This is a genomic window from Streptomyces sp. NPDC025806 (genome assembly GCF_055558275.1).
The window spans coordinates 198644-213624 of record NZ_JBVHMU010000002.1 but is presented as its reverse complement, the minus strand read 5'-3'; the positions used below and the strand labels follow the sequence as shown (position 1 = coordinate 213624).

At 74.0% G+C, this 14981-nt stretch carries 16 protein-coding genes; 10 read left to right on the top strand and 6 right to left on the bottom strand.

The genetic code is table 11. From position 1 onward, the window contains the following. Positions 1–138 precede the first annotated feature (138 nt). Both ACZ4E1_RS04570 and ACZ4E1_RS04565 read left to right on the top strand, forming a co-directional pair. Positions 139–561 carry a MarR family transcriptional regulator gene (locus ACZ4E1_RS04570; protein ID WP_467536646.1) on the top strand — a complete coding sequence of 141 codons (423 nt, stop codon included), beginning with the start codon at positions 139–141 and terminating at the stop codon, positions 559–561. Between the two features lie 73 nt (positions 562–634). Next, the gene (locus ACZ4E1_RS04565) at positions 635–1027 is read left to right on the top strand and encodes a VOC family protein (RefSeq protein WP_467535776.1); all 393 of its coding nucleotides are present in this window, start codon (positions 635–637) and stop codon (positions 1025–1027) included. A gap of 5 nt (positions 1028–1032) precedes the next feature. Here the strand turns inward: ACZ4E1_RS04565 and ACZ4E1_RS04560 are convergent, their stop codons facing one another. From ACZ4E1_RS04560 to ACZ4E1_RS04550, 3 genes are all read right to left on the bottom strand, one after another. Beyond that, positions 1033–2226 (bottom strand): amidase, encoded by a 1194-nt coding sequence (locus tag ACZ4E1_RS04560; RefSeq protein ID WP_467535774.1) that lies wholly within the window; start codon positions 2224–2226, stop codon positions 1033–1035. A gap of 45 nt (positions 2227–2271) precedes the next feature. Next, complete coding sequence (locus tag ACZ4E1_RS04555; protein WP_467535773.1) at positions 2272–5658, bottom strand: S8 family serine peptidase; 3387 nt, start codon at positions 5656–5658, stop codon at positions 2272–2274. 172 nt (positions 5659–5830) lie between these two features. Beyond that, positions 5831–6850, bottom strand: a complete 1020-nt coding sequence (locus ACZ4E1_RS04550; protein WP_467535771.1) for a TrmB family transcriptional regulator — start codon at positions 6848–6850, stop codon at positions 5831–5833. An 86-nt stretch (positions 6851–6936) separates the two neighbouring features. Between ACZ4E1_RS04550 and ACZ4E1_RS04545 the strand changes: the two genes are divergently transcribed. From ACZ4E1_RS04545 to ACZ4E1_RS04520, 6 genes are all read left to right on the top strand, one after another. Then, the gene (locus ACZ4E1_RS04545) at positions 6937–7233 is read left to right on the top strand and encodes an ArsR/SmtB family transcription factor (protein ID WP_467535769.1); all 297 of its coding nucleotides are present in this window, start codon (positions 6937–6939) and stop codon (positions 7231–7233) included. Continuing rightward, positions 7230–7625 (top strand): VOC family protein, encoded by a 396-nt coding sequence (locus tag ACZ4E1_RS04540; protein WP_467535767.1) that lies wholly within the window; start codon positions 7230–7232, stop codon positions 7623–7625. Before ACZ4E1_RS04545 ends, ACZ4E1_RS04540 begins: the two co-directional genes overlap by 4 nt. Before the next feature lie 134 nt (positions 7626–7759). Beyond that, entirely contained in the window at positions 7760–8113 is a 354-nt protein-coding gene (locus ACZ4E1_RS04535; protein ID WP_467535765.1) for a YciI family protein, read from the top strand. A gap of 25 nt (positions 8114–8138) precedes the next feature. Then, complete coding sequence (locus tag ACZ4E1_RS04530) at positions 8139–9440, top strand: RNA polymerase sigma factor (protein WP_467535763.1); 1302 nt, start codon at positions 8139–8141, stop codon at positions 9438–9440. A gap of 94 nt (positions 9441–9534) precedes the next feature. Then, positions 9535–9951: a YciI family protein gene (locus ACZ4E1_RS04525; RefSeq protein WP_467535754.1), complete on the top strand. Its 417-nt coding sequence runs from the start codon at positions 9535–9537 to the stop codon at positions 9949–9951. Between the two features lie 8 nt (positions 9952–9959). Next, on the top strand, positions 9960–11108 hold the full coding sequence (locus ACZ4E1_RS04520) for an RNA polymerase sigma factor (protein ID WP_467535752.1): 1149 nt from the start codon (positions 9960–9962) through the stop codon (positions 11106–11108). Positions 11109–11150: 42 nt separating this feature from the next. Here the strand turns inward: ACZ4E1_RS04520 and ACZ4E1_RS04515 are convergent, their stop codons facing one another. Next, positions 11151–11630 (bottom strand): DUF3592 domain-containing protein, encoded by a 480-nt coding sequence (locus ACZ4E1_RS04515; RefSeq protein ID WP_467535751.1) that lies wholly within the window; start codon positions 11628–11630, stop codon positions 11151–11153. A 126-nt stretch (positions 11631–11756) separates the two neighbouring features. Further along, positions 11757–12191, bottom strand: a complete 435-nt coding sequence (locus ACZ4E1_RS04510) for a winged helix-turn-helix transcriptional regulator (protein ID WP_467535749.1) — start codon at positions 12189–12191, stop codon at positions 11757–11759. Between the two features lie 182 nt (positions 12192–12373). Here ACZ4E1_RS04510 and ACZ4E1_RS04505 point away from each other — a divergent pair, with 182 nt between their 5' ends. Next, a complete protein-coding gene (locus ACZ4E1_RS04505; RefSeq protein ID WP_467535747.1) occupies positions 12374–13270 on the top strand; it encodes an NADP-dependent oxidoreductase in 897 nt (298 codons plus the stop codon). A 36-nt stretch (positions 13271–13306) separates the two neighbouring features. Here the strand turns inward: ACZ4E1_RS04505 and ACZ4E1_RS04500 are convergent, their stop codons facing one another. Continuing rightward, on the bottom strand, positions 13307–14092 hold the full coding sequence (locus tag ACZ4E1_RS04500; protein WP_467535745.1) for an SGNH/GDSL hydrolase family protein: 786 nt from the start codon (positions 14090–14092) through the stop codon (positions 13307–13309). A gap of 153 nt (positions 14093–14245) precedes the next feature. Here ACZ4E1_RS04500 and ACZ4E1_RS04495 point away from each other — a divergent pair, with 153 nt between their 5' ends. Further along, positions 14246–14941 (top strand): type 1 glutamine amidotransferase domain-containing protein, encoded by a 696-nt coding sequence (locus tag ACZ4E1_RS04495; RefSeq protein ID WP_467535743.1) that lies wholly within the window; start codon positions 14246–14248, stop codon positions 14939–14941. Positions 14942–14981: the final 40 nt, after the last annotated feature.

The window sequence follows — 14981 nt, the reverse complement described above, 5'->3', positions numbered from 1 at the left end:
TACCTTTTCGGGCTGCCACCTCGCCGAAGTGGTGCCTCGCCGGGCTATTGTCTCGTTCGGCGAGATAGTTGCCGAACGAGATACTAGCCGGAGGAGACGCCCGTGTCCGAGTCGACGCCCACCGGGTCCGAGCGGGAGATGGTCCACCTGCTGCGCGCGACGGTGGTCGAACTGGGCCTGCACAGCGCCCGGTTCGCCCGCGAGAACGGCATGCACCCGACCGATGTGCGGGCTCTGATCGCCCTCATGGACGCGGCCCGCGCGGGCGAGGAGACCACGGCCGGCTCCCTGGGTGCGGCGCTCGGTCTCCACTCGGCCGGGACGACGGCGCTGGTCGACCGGCTGGAGCGGGCCGGACAGGTGCGCCGGGAGCGCGGCGAGCGGGACCGCCGCAAGGTGACGATCGTCGTGGACGAGCGGGCGATCGCGCTCGGCGAGGCCCACTTCGGCCCCCTGATCGCGCGGACGACGGAACTGCTGGCGGCGTACGACGACCACCAACTGGACGCGATCCGGGGCTTCTTGGAGGGTGTCCGGGAGGCTGCCGCCTCGGACCTCTAGATCCGGAGCAGGACGGCGACGGCCTCGACGACGTGGTCCATACTCGGAGTTCGTCCGTCTACCGGGGAGCGTCATGACAAGCAGGTTCACCGAGTTGGTCGTCGACTGCCACGACCCCGAGAGGCTCGCGGCCTTCTGGTGCGAGGTGCTGGACTTCAAGGTGCTGGAGCAGCGGGAGGACCTGGTCGAGATCGGTTCCTGGGTACCGACCGCGGAGGAGGTCCGGGCACGTCAGATGCCGCCGACCGTGGTGTTCATCCGGGTGCCCGAGGGCAAGGCCGTACAGAAGAACCGGCTGCACCTCGACGTCAGCCCGATCGACCGCGGCACCGAGGACGAGGTGGCCCGGCTGCTCACGCTCGGCGCCGCGAAGGCGGACGTCGGCCAGGGCCCGGACCGGAGTTGGGTGGTCATGACGGACCCCGAGGGCAACGAGTTCTGCGTGCTGCGCACCCTGGCCCCGTAGCGGCGCTAGCCCGCATCACCCCGGCCGGCCAGGAGTTCGCGGGCGCGGGCCACAGCCAGGAGGTCCGCCTCCCTGCCGCGCGGGGCGACGAGGTGGAGGCCGACCGGTGCGCCCTGCGGGGTGTGGCCGGCCGGGAGGCTGACGGCCGGGTGACCGGTGATGTTGAACGTCCAGGTCAGAGCGACGCTCAGCGTGGGTCCGGGGCCGTCGTGCCCGTGCGGCGGGTTCGGGGTGGTCGGGGTGGCGATCAGGTCGGCGGGGGTGTGCGTGAAGAGGGCGTCGACCTGATCGGTGAGCTCGGCCGCCTCCCGGCGGGCCCGGGTGACGCGCTCCGGGTCGTGGCCGCGCAGGCCGCGCCAGCAGTCGGCGGGGTCGGTGAGCAGGACCGGGGCGTCGACGGATTCCAGCGCCCCGGACGCGGTCAGCGCGTGCAGCAGGGCTTCGGCCGTGGCGGCGACCGTCCCGTCCGTGGCGGCGAAGCCCAGGGTCGGGGACCAGATCGTGCGCAGGGGGCGGTGGGACGGGGCGAGCTCCGGAAGGGTCGCGGTGCCGGCGAGTGCGTCGAGGTACGCGGCGGCGTCGGCGGCCGTGCGGGCGAGCGGGCCCGCGATGTTGAGCCCGGCGCGGTCCCGGGCGGGCACCCGGCCGTTCGTGGGCTTGAGGCCGACGACTCCGCACCAGGCGGCGGGGATCCGCACGGACCCGGCGCCGTCGCTGCCGGTGGCGATCGGCACCAGTCCCGCCGCCACCGCCACCGCCGACCCGGCCGAGGAACCGCCCGGGCTGCGGTGCGGGTCGAACGGGTTGAGGGTGGGGCCGCGCGGGGTGTCGCCCCAGGTCCGCCACTCGGTGCCGGGCCCGGGGGTGGAGGTCGTGCCGACCGGGACGCAGCCGGCCGCCAGGAGCAGCCGTGTCTGGCCCGAGGTCAGCCCTTCGGTGGCCTTGACGGCGAGGGGCACTCCGGCCAGCGGCAACCGCTCCCCCGCCGCGATCCTCCGGTCCACCTCGGCCGCGCGCTCCCGGGCGGTGGCGGGCAGCAGGGCGGTGAAGGCGCGGAACCGGTCGCGCAGGGCGACGCGTTGCAGGGCCGCCTCCGTGACGGCGCGGGCCGACACGTCGCCGCGGCGGACGGCCTCGGCGATCTCGCAGGCGGAGGCCGAGGCCGTACGGACGGCGAGGGCGTCGGGGAGTCCGGGCATCGGCCCAGGGTAGAGGGCGGCCCGCCCGGACTCCCCGACGGTCCGTCAGCGCACGTCGTAGGCGCGGGTGACGGTCTGGGTGACGGTGGCCCCGTCGGCGTCGGTCAGGCTCACCTTGAGCATGACCTGCCTGCCGGAGGCGCCGGTGTGGTCGAGCTCGGCCGTCCACCGGCCGTCGTGCTGCCGGACCGGTGCGTCCGTCCAGGTGGCGCCGCCGTCGTAGGAGTACGCGAGGGCGGCACGGGTGAGCGCGGCCGGGGTGTACCCGGCGTGGCCCTCCGCCGAGAGGCCGACCTCGATGCCGTCCTGCGCGGGCAGCGTGTTCATCCCGTCGGCCGGCAGGTCGTAGGACGGGAAGAGCATCGGCAGGCCCCGGGAGTAGACGTCGTCCTCACGGTGGGAGCGGAAGCCCCAGGTGGTGGTGACGGCGGTGGAACGCAGCCAGTTCCGGTCCGAGGTGTCGATCTTCTCCAGCCGCTGGGTGAGCTCGTACGCGGCGTCGCCGTCCGGCACCTTGAACGCGTCGTACGGGTAGGCGCTGGTGGCGATCCGCTCGCCGTTCCGCTTCAGCTCCAGGTTGCCGAGGTCGCCGAACGAGCCGCCGTAGGACCAGTGGTCGCCCGAGCCGTCCAGCCACAGCGCGGTCTGGAAGCCCATCCATGCGCCCTGGCGTTCGGCGGTCAGCATCGGCTTGCCGTCCGCGTCGCGGGGAGCGGCCGGGCGCAGCGGGCCGCCGTACCACTCCTCGGTGCGGTGCTGCCCCGGGCGGTAGGTGCGCTCCCGGTCGCTCATGAACGCGGCGAACGGGAAGCTGGTCATGGCGCCGTGGAACCAGAGCTCGTCGCCCGTCGTGTAGTACGCGGTGCGGGTCGCGGGCACGTGGACCAGGCCGAAGGGGCTGACCGGGATGTAGCCGGCGCTGTCCGGACGCCGCAGGAACAGCGCGTCCAGGTAGTCGGCCTCCTTGCCCATGGCGTGCCAGTTCTCGGTGACGCGGGCCAACTTGACGTCCAGGGGCCGCAGTTCACGGTCGGAGCGCAGCGGTCCCTCGATCGGGAACGACACGTTGTAGACGTACGGGGCGCCGTCCTCGGTGCCGGTGGCACGCCAGGTGGGACGGAACTCGAAGGCGCCGTCGCGGGCGCGGCCGTCGATGTCCGCGAAGAAGTCCCGCACGGAGCCGTCGGCCAGGAGGGAGGCCGACACCTGCCAGATGTCGTCCCACGAGCGGGCGTAGCTGAGCGTGGTGGTGCTGATCTTCGAGGGGCGCTGGGTGCGCAGGCTCAGCCGGTGGGCCTCGCGGGCGTCGAGGACGACGGTGGTGTCGTCGGTGATGTGCGCCTGCGGCCGGGCGAGGTAGCTGACGGACGCCGTCTTCCTGTCGGCTCCGTAGGTGCTCACGAACGTGCTGAGGGCGTAGTCGCCCGGGCGGACGCGGAACGTCTGGTCGGTGGCCCCACCGTTGGTGCGGCGTTCGCCCCGGTCGGTGTCGATGCTGACGACGTCGAGGGAGGAGGTGCCGGCGGCCGGCTTCCCGTCGCGGTCGACGAGCTTGACGCGCAGGGTGACGGTCTTCGGCTCGACGTACACGGCGACGGGTACGGAGACGTGGACGCCGTCGCCCGTGGCCAGGATCCGGCCGGTGACCGCGCCGTACTGACGGTCCGCCAGGTGGGCGGTGGGGTCGATGCGCACCGGCACCTCGGCGCTCTCCCCGGCGGGGACGGTGACCTTGCCCGGGCCCGTCTCGATGACGCCCGTGCGGACGGCGCTGCCGTCGTTGCCGCGCACGCCGTCGACCGACAGGTCGAGGGTGACGTCCTTGCCCGTGGTGTTCGTGAAGGGGACCCGCACGGTCGTGCGGTCCGCGGCGCTCTGCGGCCACGCGTAGGTGCCGCCCTGCACGGCCGGCGCGGAGAGGACCTTCTGGTGGGTGGCGGCGGCGACGTCCAGCACACCGGCGCCTGTCTCGAAGGCGTCGGCGATCTCGCCGCCGGTCCGCGCGGAGGAGACCAGGGCCGCCTTGACGCGCTGCGCGGTCCAGTCCGGGTGGGCCTGCCGCACGACGGCCGCGGCGCCCGCGACGTGCGGGGTGGCCATGGAGGTGCCGGACATCGTGCGGTAGGCGTACACGCCGCGACCGCCGGCGCTCGCGGCCGATATGCCGACGCCGGGGGCGGCGATCTCCGGCTTGAGCACGTGGGTGCGGGCGGCGGGGCCCCGGCTGGAGAAGGGGGCGGTGGTGTCGTCGCGGTCGACGGCGCCGACGGTGAGGACGTCGGGGACGCAGCCCGGCGAGGACACGGTCTCGGCACCGGGTCCGTCGTTGCCCGCGGCGACGACGAAGAGGGTGCGGTCGCTGTCCGCCAGGGCGGCGGTGGCCTGTGCGACGGGGTCGGTGCAGTCGCGGGCGGTGGGGTTGCCGAGGCTCATGGAGACGACGTCGGCCTTCTGGTCGACGGCCCACTGCATGCCGGCGATGACCCAGGAGTCCAGTCCCGAGCCGCCGTCGTTCAGGACCTTGCCGACGAGCAGCGAGGCACCCGGGGCGACCCCCTTCTTGCGTCCGTCGCTCGCGGCGCCGGACCCGCCGACGGTGGAGGCGGTGTGGGTGCCGTGGCCCACCTTGTCGTCGGTGGACGCGGAGTCGGTGAAGTTCTTCTCGGCCGTGACGCGGCCGGCGAGGTCGGGGTGTCCGGCGTCGACGCCGGTGTCGAGGACGGCGACCTTGGTGCCCTTGCCGTCGAGGCCCTCGGCCCAGGCCTGCGGTGCGCGGACCTGTGCGGTGGAGCGGTCGAGGGTGGCCTCGACCTTGCCGTCGAGCCAGAGCTTCTTCAGCCCGGCGCCGGAGCGGGAGCGGGGGTTTGCGACGTCCGCCCAGAACGCGGCGGTGTCCTTCTTGTCGGCGGCGAGCGCGGCCCCGTCCACGGCGGGGAGGTCGAGGACCCGGTCGGCGCCACGCGGCACGGCCGCCTGCGCCGCGACGTCCACGCCGTTCTTGTAGGTGGCGATGAGCGGCAGCGTCTTGCTGTGCGCGTCGTCGTAGCCCTGGCGTACGAGGCCGGTGACGTTGAACAGTTGCTCGTCGACCCTGCCGTCGGCGATCGCCGCCGCGGCGTCCTCGGGGTAGACGTAGAGGTCCTTGCCCCGCTGGTACGTCTGGACCGTGGGCCGGGTGCCGTCCTCCCGGGGCAGCACGCTCGCGCTGCTGCGGCCGGCGCCGTCCGTGACGACGACCACCCGGTCACCGGTGACGAGGGTGACGGTCGACTGCCGGCCGCCCTCGGCCGCGGCGTCCGCGGAGCCGAGGAGCGGCCGGGTCCCCGGTGACCCGTCCGGAGGCCCGGCCGTCGCGGCGGGTGTCGCCAGGCCGGTGAGGGCGAGGGCGACGACGGTCGCCGCGCCCAGAACTGCACGTCTGTGGGGACGCATGGATCTCCCTACTCGAACGACTCGAAGTCGTGAACACGCCATCGTGCGGCTGCAGCGTGGCAGAGATCCGGGAGGGTGCGGAGGTGCCGGACGTGGCGGTTCCGCCCCATGTCGGCATCCCGACACGGGGCGCCGTCGGACGGCCGGCTCGGCGTCGGTGGGCGCGTACGGATCAGAGCCAGCCGGTGCGGGCGGCGTACCAGCCGAGCTGGAGACGGGAGTCGGCTCCGGCGAGGTCCATCAGGCGGCGGGTGCGGCGCTCCACCGTGCGTACCGAGACACCGAGCTGCGCGGCCGCCCTGCGGTCGGACACACCCGCCAACAGGAGGGCCAGGACCGCGAGTTCGCCCTCGGCGGGAACGTCCGGAGCGGCGTCCTCCACCCGTACGCCACCGGCGCCGGCGTACAGCGGGCGCGCCTTCTCCCACTCGCGCTCGAAGAGATGGACGAGTGCGCCGAGGAGTCCGCTGCGGTGGACGACGATGGCGCTGGGCTCGCCGCCGGAGTCGGCCATGTCCAGGGGCACCATGGCCCGTTCGCCGTCGGACACGAGCATCTTCAGGGGCAGGGTGTCGGCGAGGCGGAGCCGGAGCCCGGCCGCGATACCGGCGTGCACGTCCCGCAGGACGCCTTCCCCGTCGAGGTAGTCCTGGGCGGCCACGGCCCGGAAGCTGACACCGCGCTCCAGGGCGAAGGACTCCGACACGTCCGCGTCCGCACGCTGCACGGCGGTGGCCTCGCCGACGAGGAAGGTGAGCAGTTCGCGCTGGGCGCCCCGCTGCAACTGGTGGAACCGGTGGGCCACTTGTTCCACGCCGACGACCACCTCGACCACTCCGCCCGCCGGATGCGCCGCGGCGCTGCGGTACTGCTCGGTCAGCATCGAGAAGGCGGTCTCGGCCCGCTGGAGCGCGTTGCGCTGCTCGACGAGCACCGGGGCGAGCGCCACGGAGGGCGGGGTCAGGCGGTACCGGTCCGCGGGCCGGTCCCCTGCCGCGCCGTCCGCCGGGAGCGCCCCCGCGGACTCCACCGCCACCAGTCCGCGCACCGCGAGATCGCCGAGGACCCGTTCCACCTCGGGCCCGGACAGCACCGTCCGGCGCACGAGGTCGGCGACCGAGGCGACCGGCCGTGTCAGCAGCGCGGTGTAGACCGCTTCCTCGTCCCGGCTCAAACCCAGTTCCCGCAGCATCCGCTCCCCTTTCCGGCGGCACCTTAACCCGGCCGGCGCAGCCTCCCCGGTTGATAGGCAAGTGAATGCTTGCCTATGCTGGGCGCGTGGCCGACGACCTGTTCAAAGCCCTCGCCGACTCCACCCGGCGCACGATCCTCGACGAGCTCACCGAGCGGTCGGGGCAGACCCTGTTCGAGATATGCGCGCGGCTGAGCATGAAGCACGGGCTCGGCCTCTCGCGGCAGGCGGTCTCCCAGCACCTGGCGGTGCTGGAGTCCGCCGGGCTCGTCAGGACGCGGCGGGAGGGCCGCTACAAGTACCACGACCTCGACACGGCGCCGCTGCGGCAGATCGCCGAGCGGTGGCCCGTACCGACCACCTCGGAAGAGAGCACCTCATGAAGATCCACCTGACCAGCGTGTTCGTCGACGACCAGGCCAAGGCCGAGCACTTCTACACGCAGGTCCTCGGTTTCGTGAAGAAGCACGACGTGCCCGTGGGCGAGACGGACCGGTGGCTGACCGTCGTCTCCCCCGAGGAGCCGGGCGGCACCGAGCTGCTCCTGGAGCCCGCCGGCCACCCGGCCGTGAAGCCGTACCGCGACGCCCTGGTGAAGGACGGCATCCCGCTCGTCCAGTTCGCCGTCGACGACGTCCACGCGGAGTACGAGCGGCTGCGGGCCCTCGGCGTGCACTTCACGCAGGAGCCGCTGGAGATGGGCCCGATCACCATGGCCGTCCTCGACGACACCTGCGGCAACCTCGTCCAGATCGCGACCGAGCCGAAGCCGTAGACACGGTCGGGAAGACGCTCCCGAAAAAATTTCTGCGCGGGGTGTCGATTCCCGCGAGGGCCGTTCGTCAGTAGGGGGCAGGGTGCACGACGGACGCACCCTCCACATCGTCCCGATCGCACGAGGAGCACCCCATGAAGTACCTGCTGCTGATCAACACCCCGGCCCCGGACTCCACCGAGGAGCTGCCGGCCGAGGGCCCCACCGTCGAGGAGTTCATGGCCTTCGACAAGGCGGTCACCGACGCCGGGGTGAAGCTCGACGGGAACGCGCTGGAGCTGACGGACGCCACCACCGTGCACGTCCGCGGGGACGGTGAGCGGGTCGTCACCGACGGGCCGTTCGCCGAGACCCGGGAGATGGTCGGGGGCTACTACCTGATCGACGTCCCGGACCTCGACGCCGCGCTCGACTGGGCCGCCCGCTGCCCCGGCGCCCGCTTCGGCACCGTGCAGGTCCGCACGGTGTGGGAGCCGGACTTCGCATGACCGCGCCGACCGGGGAGCGGGACCGGTGACGGCACGGGAACCGGCGGCGCGGGCCGTCGAGACGGTGTTCCGCGAGGACCGCGGCCGGCTGATCGCGCTGCTCGCCGCCCGCACCGGGGACCTCGACCTGGCCGAGGAGGCCGCGTCCGAGGCCATCGAGGCGGCACTGCGCCGGTGGCCCGAGGACGGCGTGCCCGACCGACCGTCGGCCTGGCTCCTGACGACGGCCCGGCGCAAGGCCGTCGACCGGATCCGCCGCGACCGGGCGTACGCGGAGCGGCTCGCCGCACTCCAGGTGGAGAGCGAGCGGGCCGCGCCCGCGGTTCCGGCCGCGGCCGGGTTCGACGACATCCCCGACGAGCGGCTCCACCTGTTCTTCACCTGCTGCCACCCGGCCCTGGTCCCGGAGGCGCAGGCGGCCCTGACCCTGCGCTTCCTCGCGGGCCTGACCACGCCGGAGGTGGCGCGGGCGTTCCTGGTGCCGACGGCGACGATGGCGCAGCGGATCGTGCGGGCGAAACGCAAGATCCGTACCGCGCGCATCCCGTTCCGGGTGCCCGGGCCCGACGAACTGCCCGCGCGGCTGCCGCACGTGCTGCGGGTCGTGTACCTCGTCTTCACGGAGGGGTACGCGGCCAGCGCGGGCGAGGACCTGCTGCGGCCGGACCTCGCCGACGAGGCGATCCGGCTGGCCCGCGTCCTGCACCGGCTGCTGCCCGGCGAGCGCGAGGTCGCCGGGCTGCTCGCGCTGCTGCTCCTGACGGACGCCCGGCGCGCGGCCAGGACCGACGACGCGGGCACCCAGATCATGCTGGAGGACCAGGACCGTACGCTCTGGGACCGCGATCTCGTCACCGAGGGGCAGCGGCTCCTCGTCCCGGCGCTGACCGGACCGGGCGTGGGGCCGTACGCGGTGCAGGCGGCCGTCGCGGCGCTGCACGACGAGGCGCCGGACTTCGCGTCCACCGACTGGCCGCAGATCGTGGCCCTGTACGACGTGCTGCTGCGCCTCGACCCGTCACCGCTGATCGCGCTGAACCGGGCCGTCGCCGTGGGCCTGCGCGACGGTCCGGCGGCGGGCCTCGCCGCGCTCGACGCCCTCGGCGAGCCCGAGGCGCTGCGCGGCTACCACCTGCTGCCCGCGGCCCGCGCCGACCTGCTGCGGCGGACGGGCCGCACGGCCGAGGCCGCCGACGCGTACCGCGCGGCGCTCCGGCTCGTCGGCAACGAGCCGGAGCGGGCCACGCTGGCCCGCCGGCTGGCCCGGCTCGACGCCGACGCGGCCCGGCGGCGGGGCCCCCTTCCGGGGCCGGAGAAAAATCTCTGAGAAAAGTTCGCCGGTGATGTCGAGATGCCGTGGGCTGCTCCGTCCCAGGGGTGCAGGCGGCCACAATGGCCGCACCGGAACCGAGGAGAAGACCATGGCCAAGTACCTGCTTCTGAAGCACTACCGCGGCGCCCCGGCCCCGCTCAACGACATCTGCATGGACCAGTGGACGCCGGAGGAGATCTCGGCGCACATCCAGTTCATGCGGGACTTCGCGGACCGGCTGGAGAAGACCGGGGAGTTCGTCGACGGGCAGGCGCTCGCGCCGGAGGGCGCCTGGGTCCGGTACGACGGCGAGGGCCGGCCGCCGGTGACCGACGGTCCCTTCGCGGAGACGAAGGACCTCATCGCCGGCTGGATGGTCATCGACGTGGACAGCTACGAGCGCGCCGTCGAGCTGGCCGGGGAGCTGTCGGCCGCGCCGGGCGCCGGTGGCAAGCCGATCCACGAGTGGCTGGAGGTGCGCCCGTTCCTGACCACCACGCCCGACGCCGACGCGTGCCACGGGTGACGTCCTCCATGGACGAGCGCCTGCTGCGCAGCCTCACCCCCGAGGTCCTCGGGGTCCTCGTCCGCCGCGGAGCCGACTTCGCGGCGGCCGAGGACGCCGTGCAGGACGCGCTGGTCGAGGCGCTGCGCGTGTGGCCCGCGGACCCGCCGCGCGATCCGAAGGGCTGGCTGGTCACGGTGGCCTGGCGGAAGTTCCTCGACGCGACGCGGTCCGAGGCGGCGCGGCGCCGGCGTGAGGACCGGGTGGAGGAGGAGCCGCCGCCGGGCCCGGCCCCGGGCACGGACGACACGCTCCAGCTGTACTTCCTGTGCGCGCACCCGTCGCTGACGCCGGCGTCGGCGGTGGCGCTCACCCTGCGCGCCGTCGGCGGCCTCACGACCCGCCAGATCGGCGAGGCCTATCTGGTGCCCGAGGCGACCATGGCGCAGCGCATCAGCCGCGCCAAGCGGACGGTGTCGAAGGAACGCCTGGACCGGCCCGGGGACGTGGGCACCGTGCTGCGCGTTCTGTATCTGGTCTTCAACGAGGGGTACTCGGGCGACGTCGACCTCGCCGCCGAGGCGATCCGGCTCACCCGGCAGCTCGCGGCGGTGGTCGACCACCCGGAGGTGTCGGGGCTGCTGGCGCTGATGCTGCTGCACCACGCGCGGCGCGCCGCCCGCATCGCTCCGGACGGCGCGCTGGTCCCGCTCGCCGAGCAGGACCGCACCCGCTGGGACACGACGGCGATCGCCGAGGGCATCGCGATCCTGCAGTCGGCGCTGGCCCGCGACCGGCTCGGCGAGTTCCAGGCCCAGGCGGCCGTCGCGGCGCTGCACGCGGACGCGCAGAAGGCGGAGGAGACGGACTGGGTGCAGATCGTCGAGTGGTACGACGAACTGGTGCGGCTGACCGACAGCCCGGTCGCCCGCCTCAACCGCGCGGTCGCGGTGGGCGAGGCGGACGGCCCGCGCGCGGGCCTGGCCGCGCTCGCCGAACTCGACCCCGCCCTGCCCCGGTACACCGCCGTGGCGGCGTATCTGCACGAGCGGGAGGGCGACCCGATCACGGCTGCACGTCTGTACGCGGAGGCGGCCCACACCGCGTCGAACCTCGCCGAGCGCGACTATCTGACCCGGCAGGCCGCCCGGCTGAACACGCGGCTCAGGAAGCGCTGAGCGCGGGCGACGAGCGCCGGGCGCACGGGGGGTGACGCCGGGTCAGGCGGCGCGACGGTTGCGCCGGACGACCACGGCCACCGTCGTCGCGATCCCGCCGATGAGCAGGCCGACTCCGGTGAAGATGAGGGGCAGCAGCCACAGCGAGACGAACCCGTCGATCTTCGCGTCCTCGGGCGAGTCGGCGCGGTACAGCACGTCGACCCGCTCCCCCAGGTCGTAGGCGGGCGGGTTCGAGCCCATCGAGCTGCGGAACGTGGTCGCCCGGCCTTCGCGCGTGGTGAACTCGACCACCGGGTGCGCCGTGGGGCCACTGCTGGAGCGACTCTTGCCGGAGTAGCCGCTGCTGCCGCCGCTCCACTCCAGGGAGACCACCGTGCCCCGGGCCTGCTCGGCCGACGTCACGTACGAGAGAGAGACACCGCCCATGACCAGCCCGATGACCAGGAAGAGCCCTCCGAAGGCGATCGCCCCGAAGGCGATCCACCATCCCGCGCCGCGCCCGCGTGCCTGATCCTTCATGTCCTGCCTCTCGATCGTGGGGGGCCCGCGGTACAGATCGTGGGGGAACGCACGGGGCGGGTGGACGATATCGCAGCAGGTCAGGACCGTTCGACGGCGCCCCTCCCCCGGATCCTTGACGGTGTGTCAGGAGGTGGGCGGGGCTTCGTCGAAGTGGGCGCGGTGCGCGTGGATCTCGTCGTGGTGGGTGCCCGCCCAGTCGATGAGCGCCGTGACGGCGGCGATGAGGGAGGCGCCGAGCGGGGTCAGTTCGTACTCGACGCGGGGCGGCACCTCCGCGTAGGCGGTCCTGGTGACCAGGCCGTCGCGGCGGAGCTGGCGCAGGGTGTGCGTCAGCATGCGCTGCGAGATGCCGGGGACGGAGCGCTGCAGGTCCGTGTAGCGCAGCGGGCCCGCGTGCAGCGCGCTCACCACGAGCACGGTCCACTTGTCGCCGGCGCGCTCGACGATCTGCCGGATCGTCTCGCCCTTCTCGGCGGGCCACGCGGCGCACGGCCCCGAGGGTGCGGCGGGTCGCGCGGGCTGCCGGTCCTCCATGACGTGCTCTTCCTTCCTGGTCATCGTTCTTCCTGGTCGTCGTTCCGCACACGCGTGTGCCTTTTGTGCGCCCTTCCATACTGACGCACCATGGGGTTACGCACCAGCGGTATGAGACCTGATCAGAGGCGCTGCACCGGACGGATCCGGGCCTGCGCGCACTCCGCTGAGCGATCCCCACAGCCACAGGAGGAGACCCCGTGACCATGCGTGCCGCAGTCGTGTCCCGTTTCGGCGGACCGGAAGCCGTCGAGATCGTCGAGACCGCGGTGCCCGCACCGGGCCCCGGCCAGGTACGGATCGAGGTGGCCGCCGCCGCGCTGAACCCGGTGGACGCGGCCACCCGCGCCGGCGTCTTCGGCGCCCGGGGCGGCCTGACGGGCCTGGGCTGGGACGTGGCGGGGACGGTCGGGGCCGTCGGTGAGGGCGCGCCCTTCGCGGTCGGCGACCCGGTGTTCGCCCTGTTCACGGGCCACCACAAGGCACTGGGCACGCATGCGGAGCACGTGGTGCTCGACGCCGGGGCCGTCGCGGCGGCGCCCGCGAGCGTGGACGCCACGCACGCGGCGACCCTGCCCCTCAACGCGCTCACCGCCGCCCAGTCGCTGGACCGGCTGGGTCTGCGGCCGGGGCAGCGGCTGCTGATCACGGGCGCGGGCGGCGGCGTCGGCGCGCACGCGGTGGAGCTGGCCGCGCACCGCGGCCTGGAGGTCACGGCGCTCGGCCCGGACCACGCGGAGGGCTTCCTGCGCTCGCGCGGCGCCGCGCACTTCCTGCCGCGCGGCGCGCGTCCCGCCGACGGCGGCTTCGACGGCGTCCTCGACGCGGCGGGGCTCGGCACCGACGCGCTGAAGGCGGTCCGTGACGGCGGGGCGTACATGGGGCTGTGGCCCGGGCAGGAGCCCGCGTCCGAGCGGGGCGTGACCGTACAGGCGCTCAGCGTCGAGGCCGACGGCCCGCTCCTGGCCGAGCTGGCCCGGCTCACCGACGAGGGCGTGCTCCTGCCGCGCGTCGCCCGCACGTATCCGCTCGACGAGGTCGCCGAGGCGCACACGCGTCTGGCGCAGGGCGGCCTGCCGGGCCGTCTCGTCCTGGTCCCCTGATGGCGGAGCGCCTGAACCGACGGCGCCCCGGGCCCGTCACCCCCGCGCCGGCACCGCGCGGACCGGTGCGGGCTCGGGGCGCTTGGGGTGGCGGCCGTCGCCGGAGGAGCGTCCGGTGACGCGGCGCCAGGCCCAGGGCCCGAGGAAGGAGCCCGCCCAGGCGAGATCCAGGGCGGTGCGGCGCCAGGCCGGCAACGGCGGCATCGGTGGCAGCGGGTCCCGCCAGGACGCGTCGCTGCCCGGCAGCCCGAGCGCCTCCGCCGCGGCGCGGGCGATCCGCGCGTGACCGGCCGGGGAGGCGTGCAGCCGGTCGGCGCTCCACATCCGCGGGTCGACGGCGACGGGAGACCCGGACGCGTCGACGACGGTGACGCCGTGCCGCGCTGCGGCCTCGCGAAGGCGCCCGTTGAAGTCGGTCAGGCGCGGGCGCAGCGCCGAGAGCGCCGGCGTCAGACGGGTGAGGTCCGGGAACGTGAACGTGAGGACGTGCGCGCCCGCGTCCGTGAGCTCCGCGAACATGGCCTCGACCTCCGCCGCGACCGGCTCGGGCCGGAATCCCGGCCGGACCACGTCGTTCATGCCGGCCATCACCGAGACGAGGTCGGGCCGCAGCGCGAGGGCCGGGCCGAGCTGCCCGGCCCGGATCCGGGCCGCCTGCAGGCCGCGCACGGCGAGGTTGGCGTAGGTGAACTCCGGTTCGGCGTGCGCCAGCTGTTCGGCGAGCCGGTCGGCCCAGCCCCGGTAGCCGGAGGTCTCGTCGCCGTCCCCGAGCCCTTCCGTCTGGGAGTCGCCGATCGCGACGAAGCGCAGGTACGTGGTCATGACCCCACACCTTACTCAACTAATTGATTACTCCTCTAGTCCCCTACCCCCCTCCGGGTCGCCTCGCACTCCGGCCGCCCGCGCCGCCATTGGTGGGCGACAGCCTCCGGGCCTACCGTCGAAGGCACATCGCCTCCTCGGAGAAGAGCACCCATGTCGAAGATCCTTTTCGTGATGACCGGCGCCGACCACTGGACCCTGGCCGACGGCACGCAGCACCCCACGGGCTTCTGGGCGGAGGAGGCCGTCGCGCCGTACGAGGCGTTCAAGGCGGCCGGGCACGAGATCGTCGTCGCCACGCCGGGCGGGGTCGTGCCGCCGGTCGACCGGGGCAGCCTGGCGCCGGAGTTCAACGACGGGCAGGAGAACGCCGACCGGGTGTCCGCCACCCTCGATTCGATGACCGAGCTCCGGCACCCGATCGCCCTGACGGACGTGGACCTCGCCGACTACGGCGCCGTGTTCTACCCCGGCGGCCACGGACCGATGGAGGATCTGGCCGTCGACGCGGACTCCGGGCGGCTGCTCACCCGCGCCCTGGACTCCGGCAAGCCGCTCGGCGTGGTCTGCCACGGACCGGCGGCCCTGCTCGCGGCGACCCGGGAGGACGGTACGAACGCCTTCGCGGGGCATCTGGTCACCGCGTTCACGAACACGGAGGAGGAGCAGGCGGGGCTCGCGGCCCAGGCCAAGTGGCTGCTCCAGGACCGACTCACCGAGGCCGGAGTGAACGTGCAGGAGGGCGAGCCGTGGGCGGCGAAGGTGGTCATCGACGGCCGGCTCGTCACGGGCCAGAACCCGGCCTCCGCCGAGCCGGTCGCCATCGAACTGCTCAAGCTGCTGGGCTGAGCGGCCCACGGAACCCCGGAAAATCCGCCCCGCCCGATAC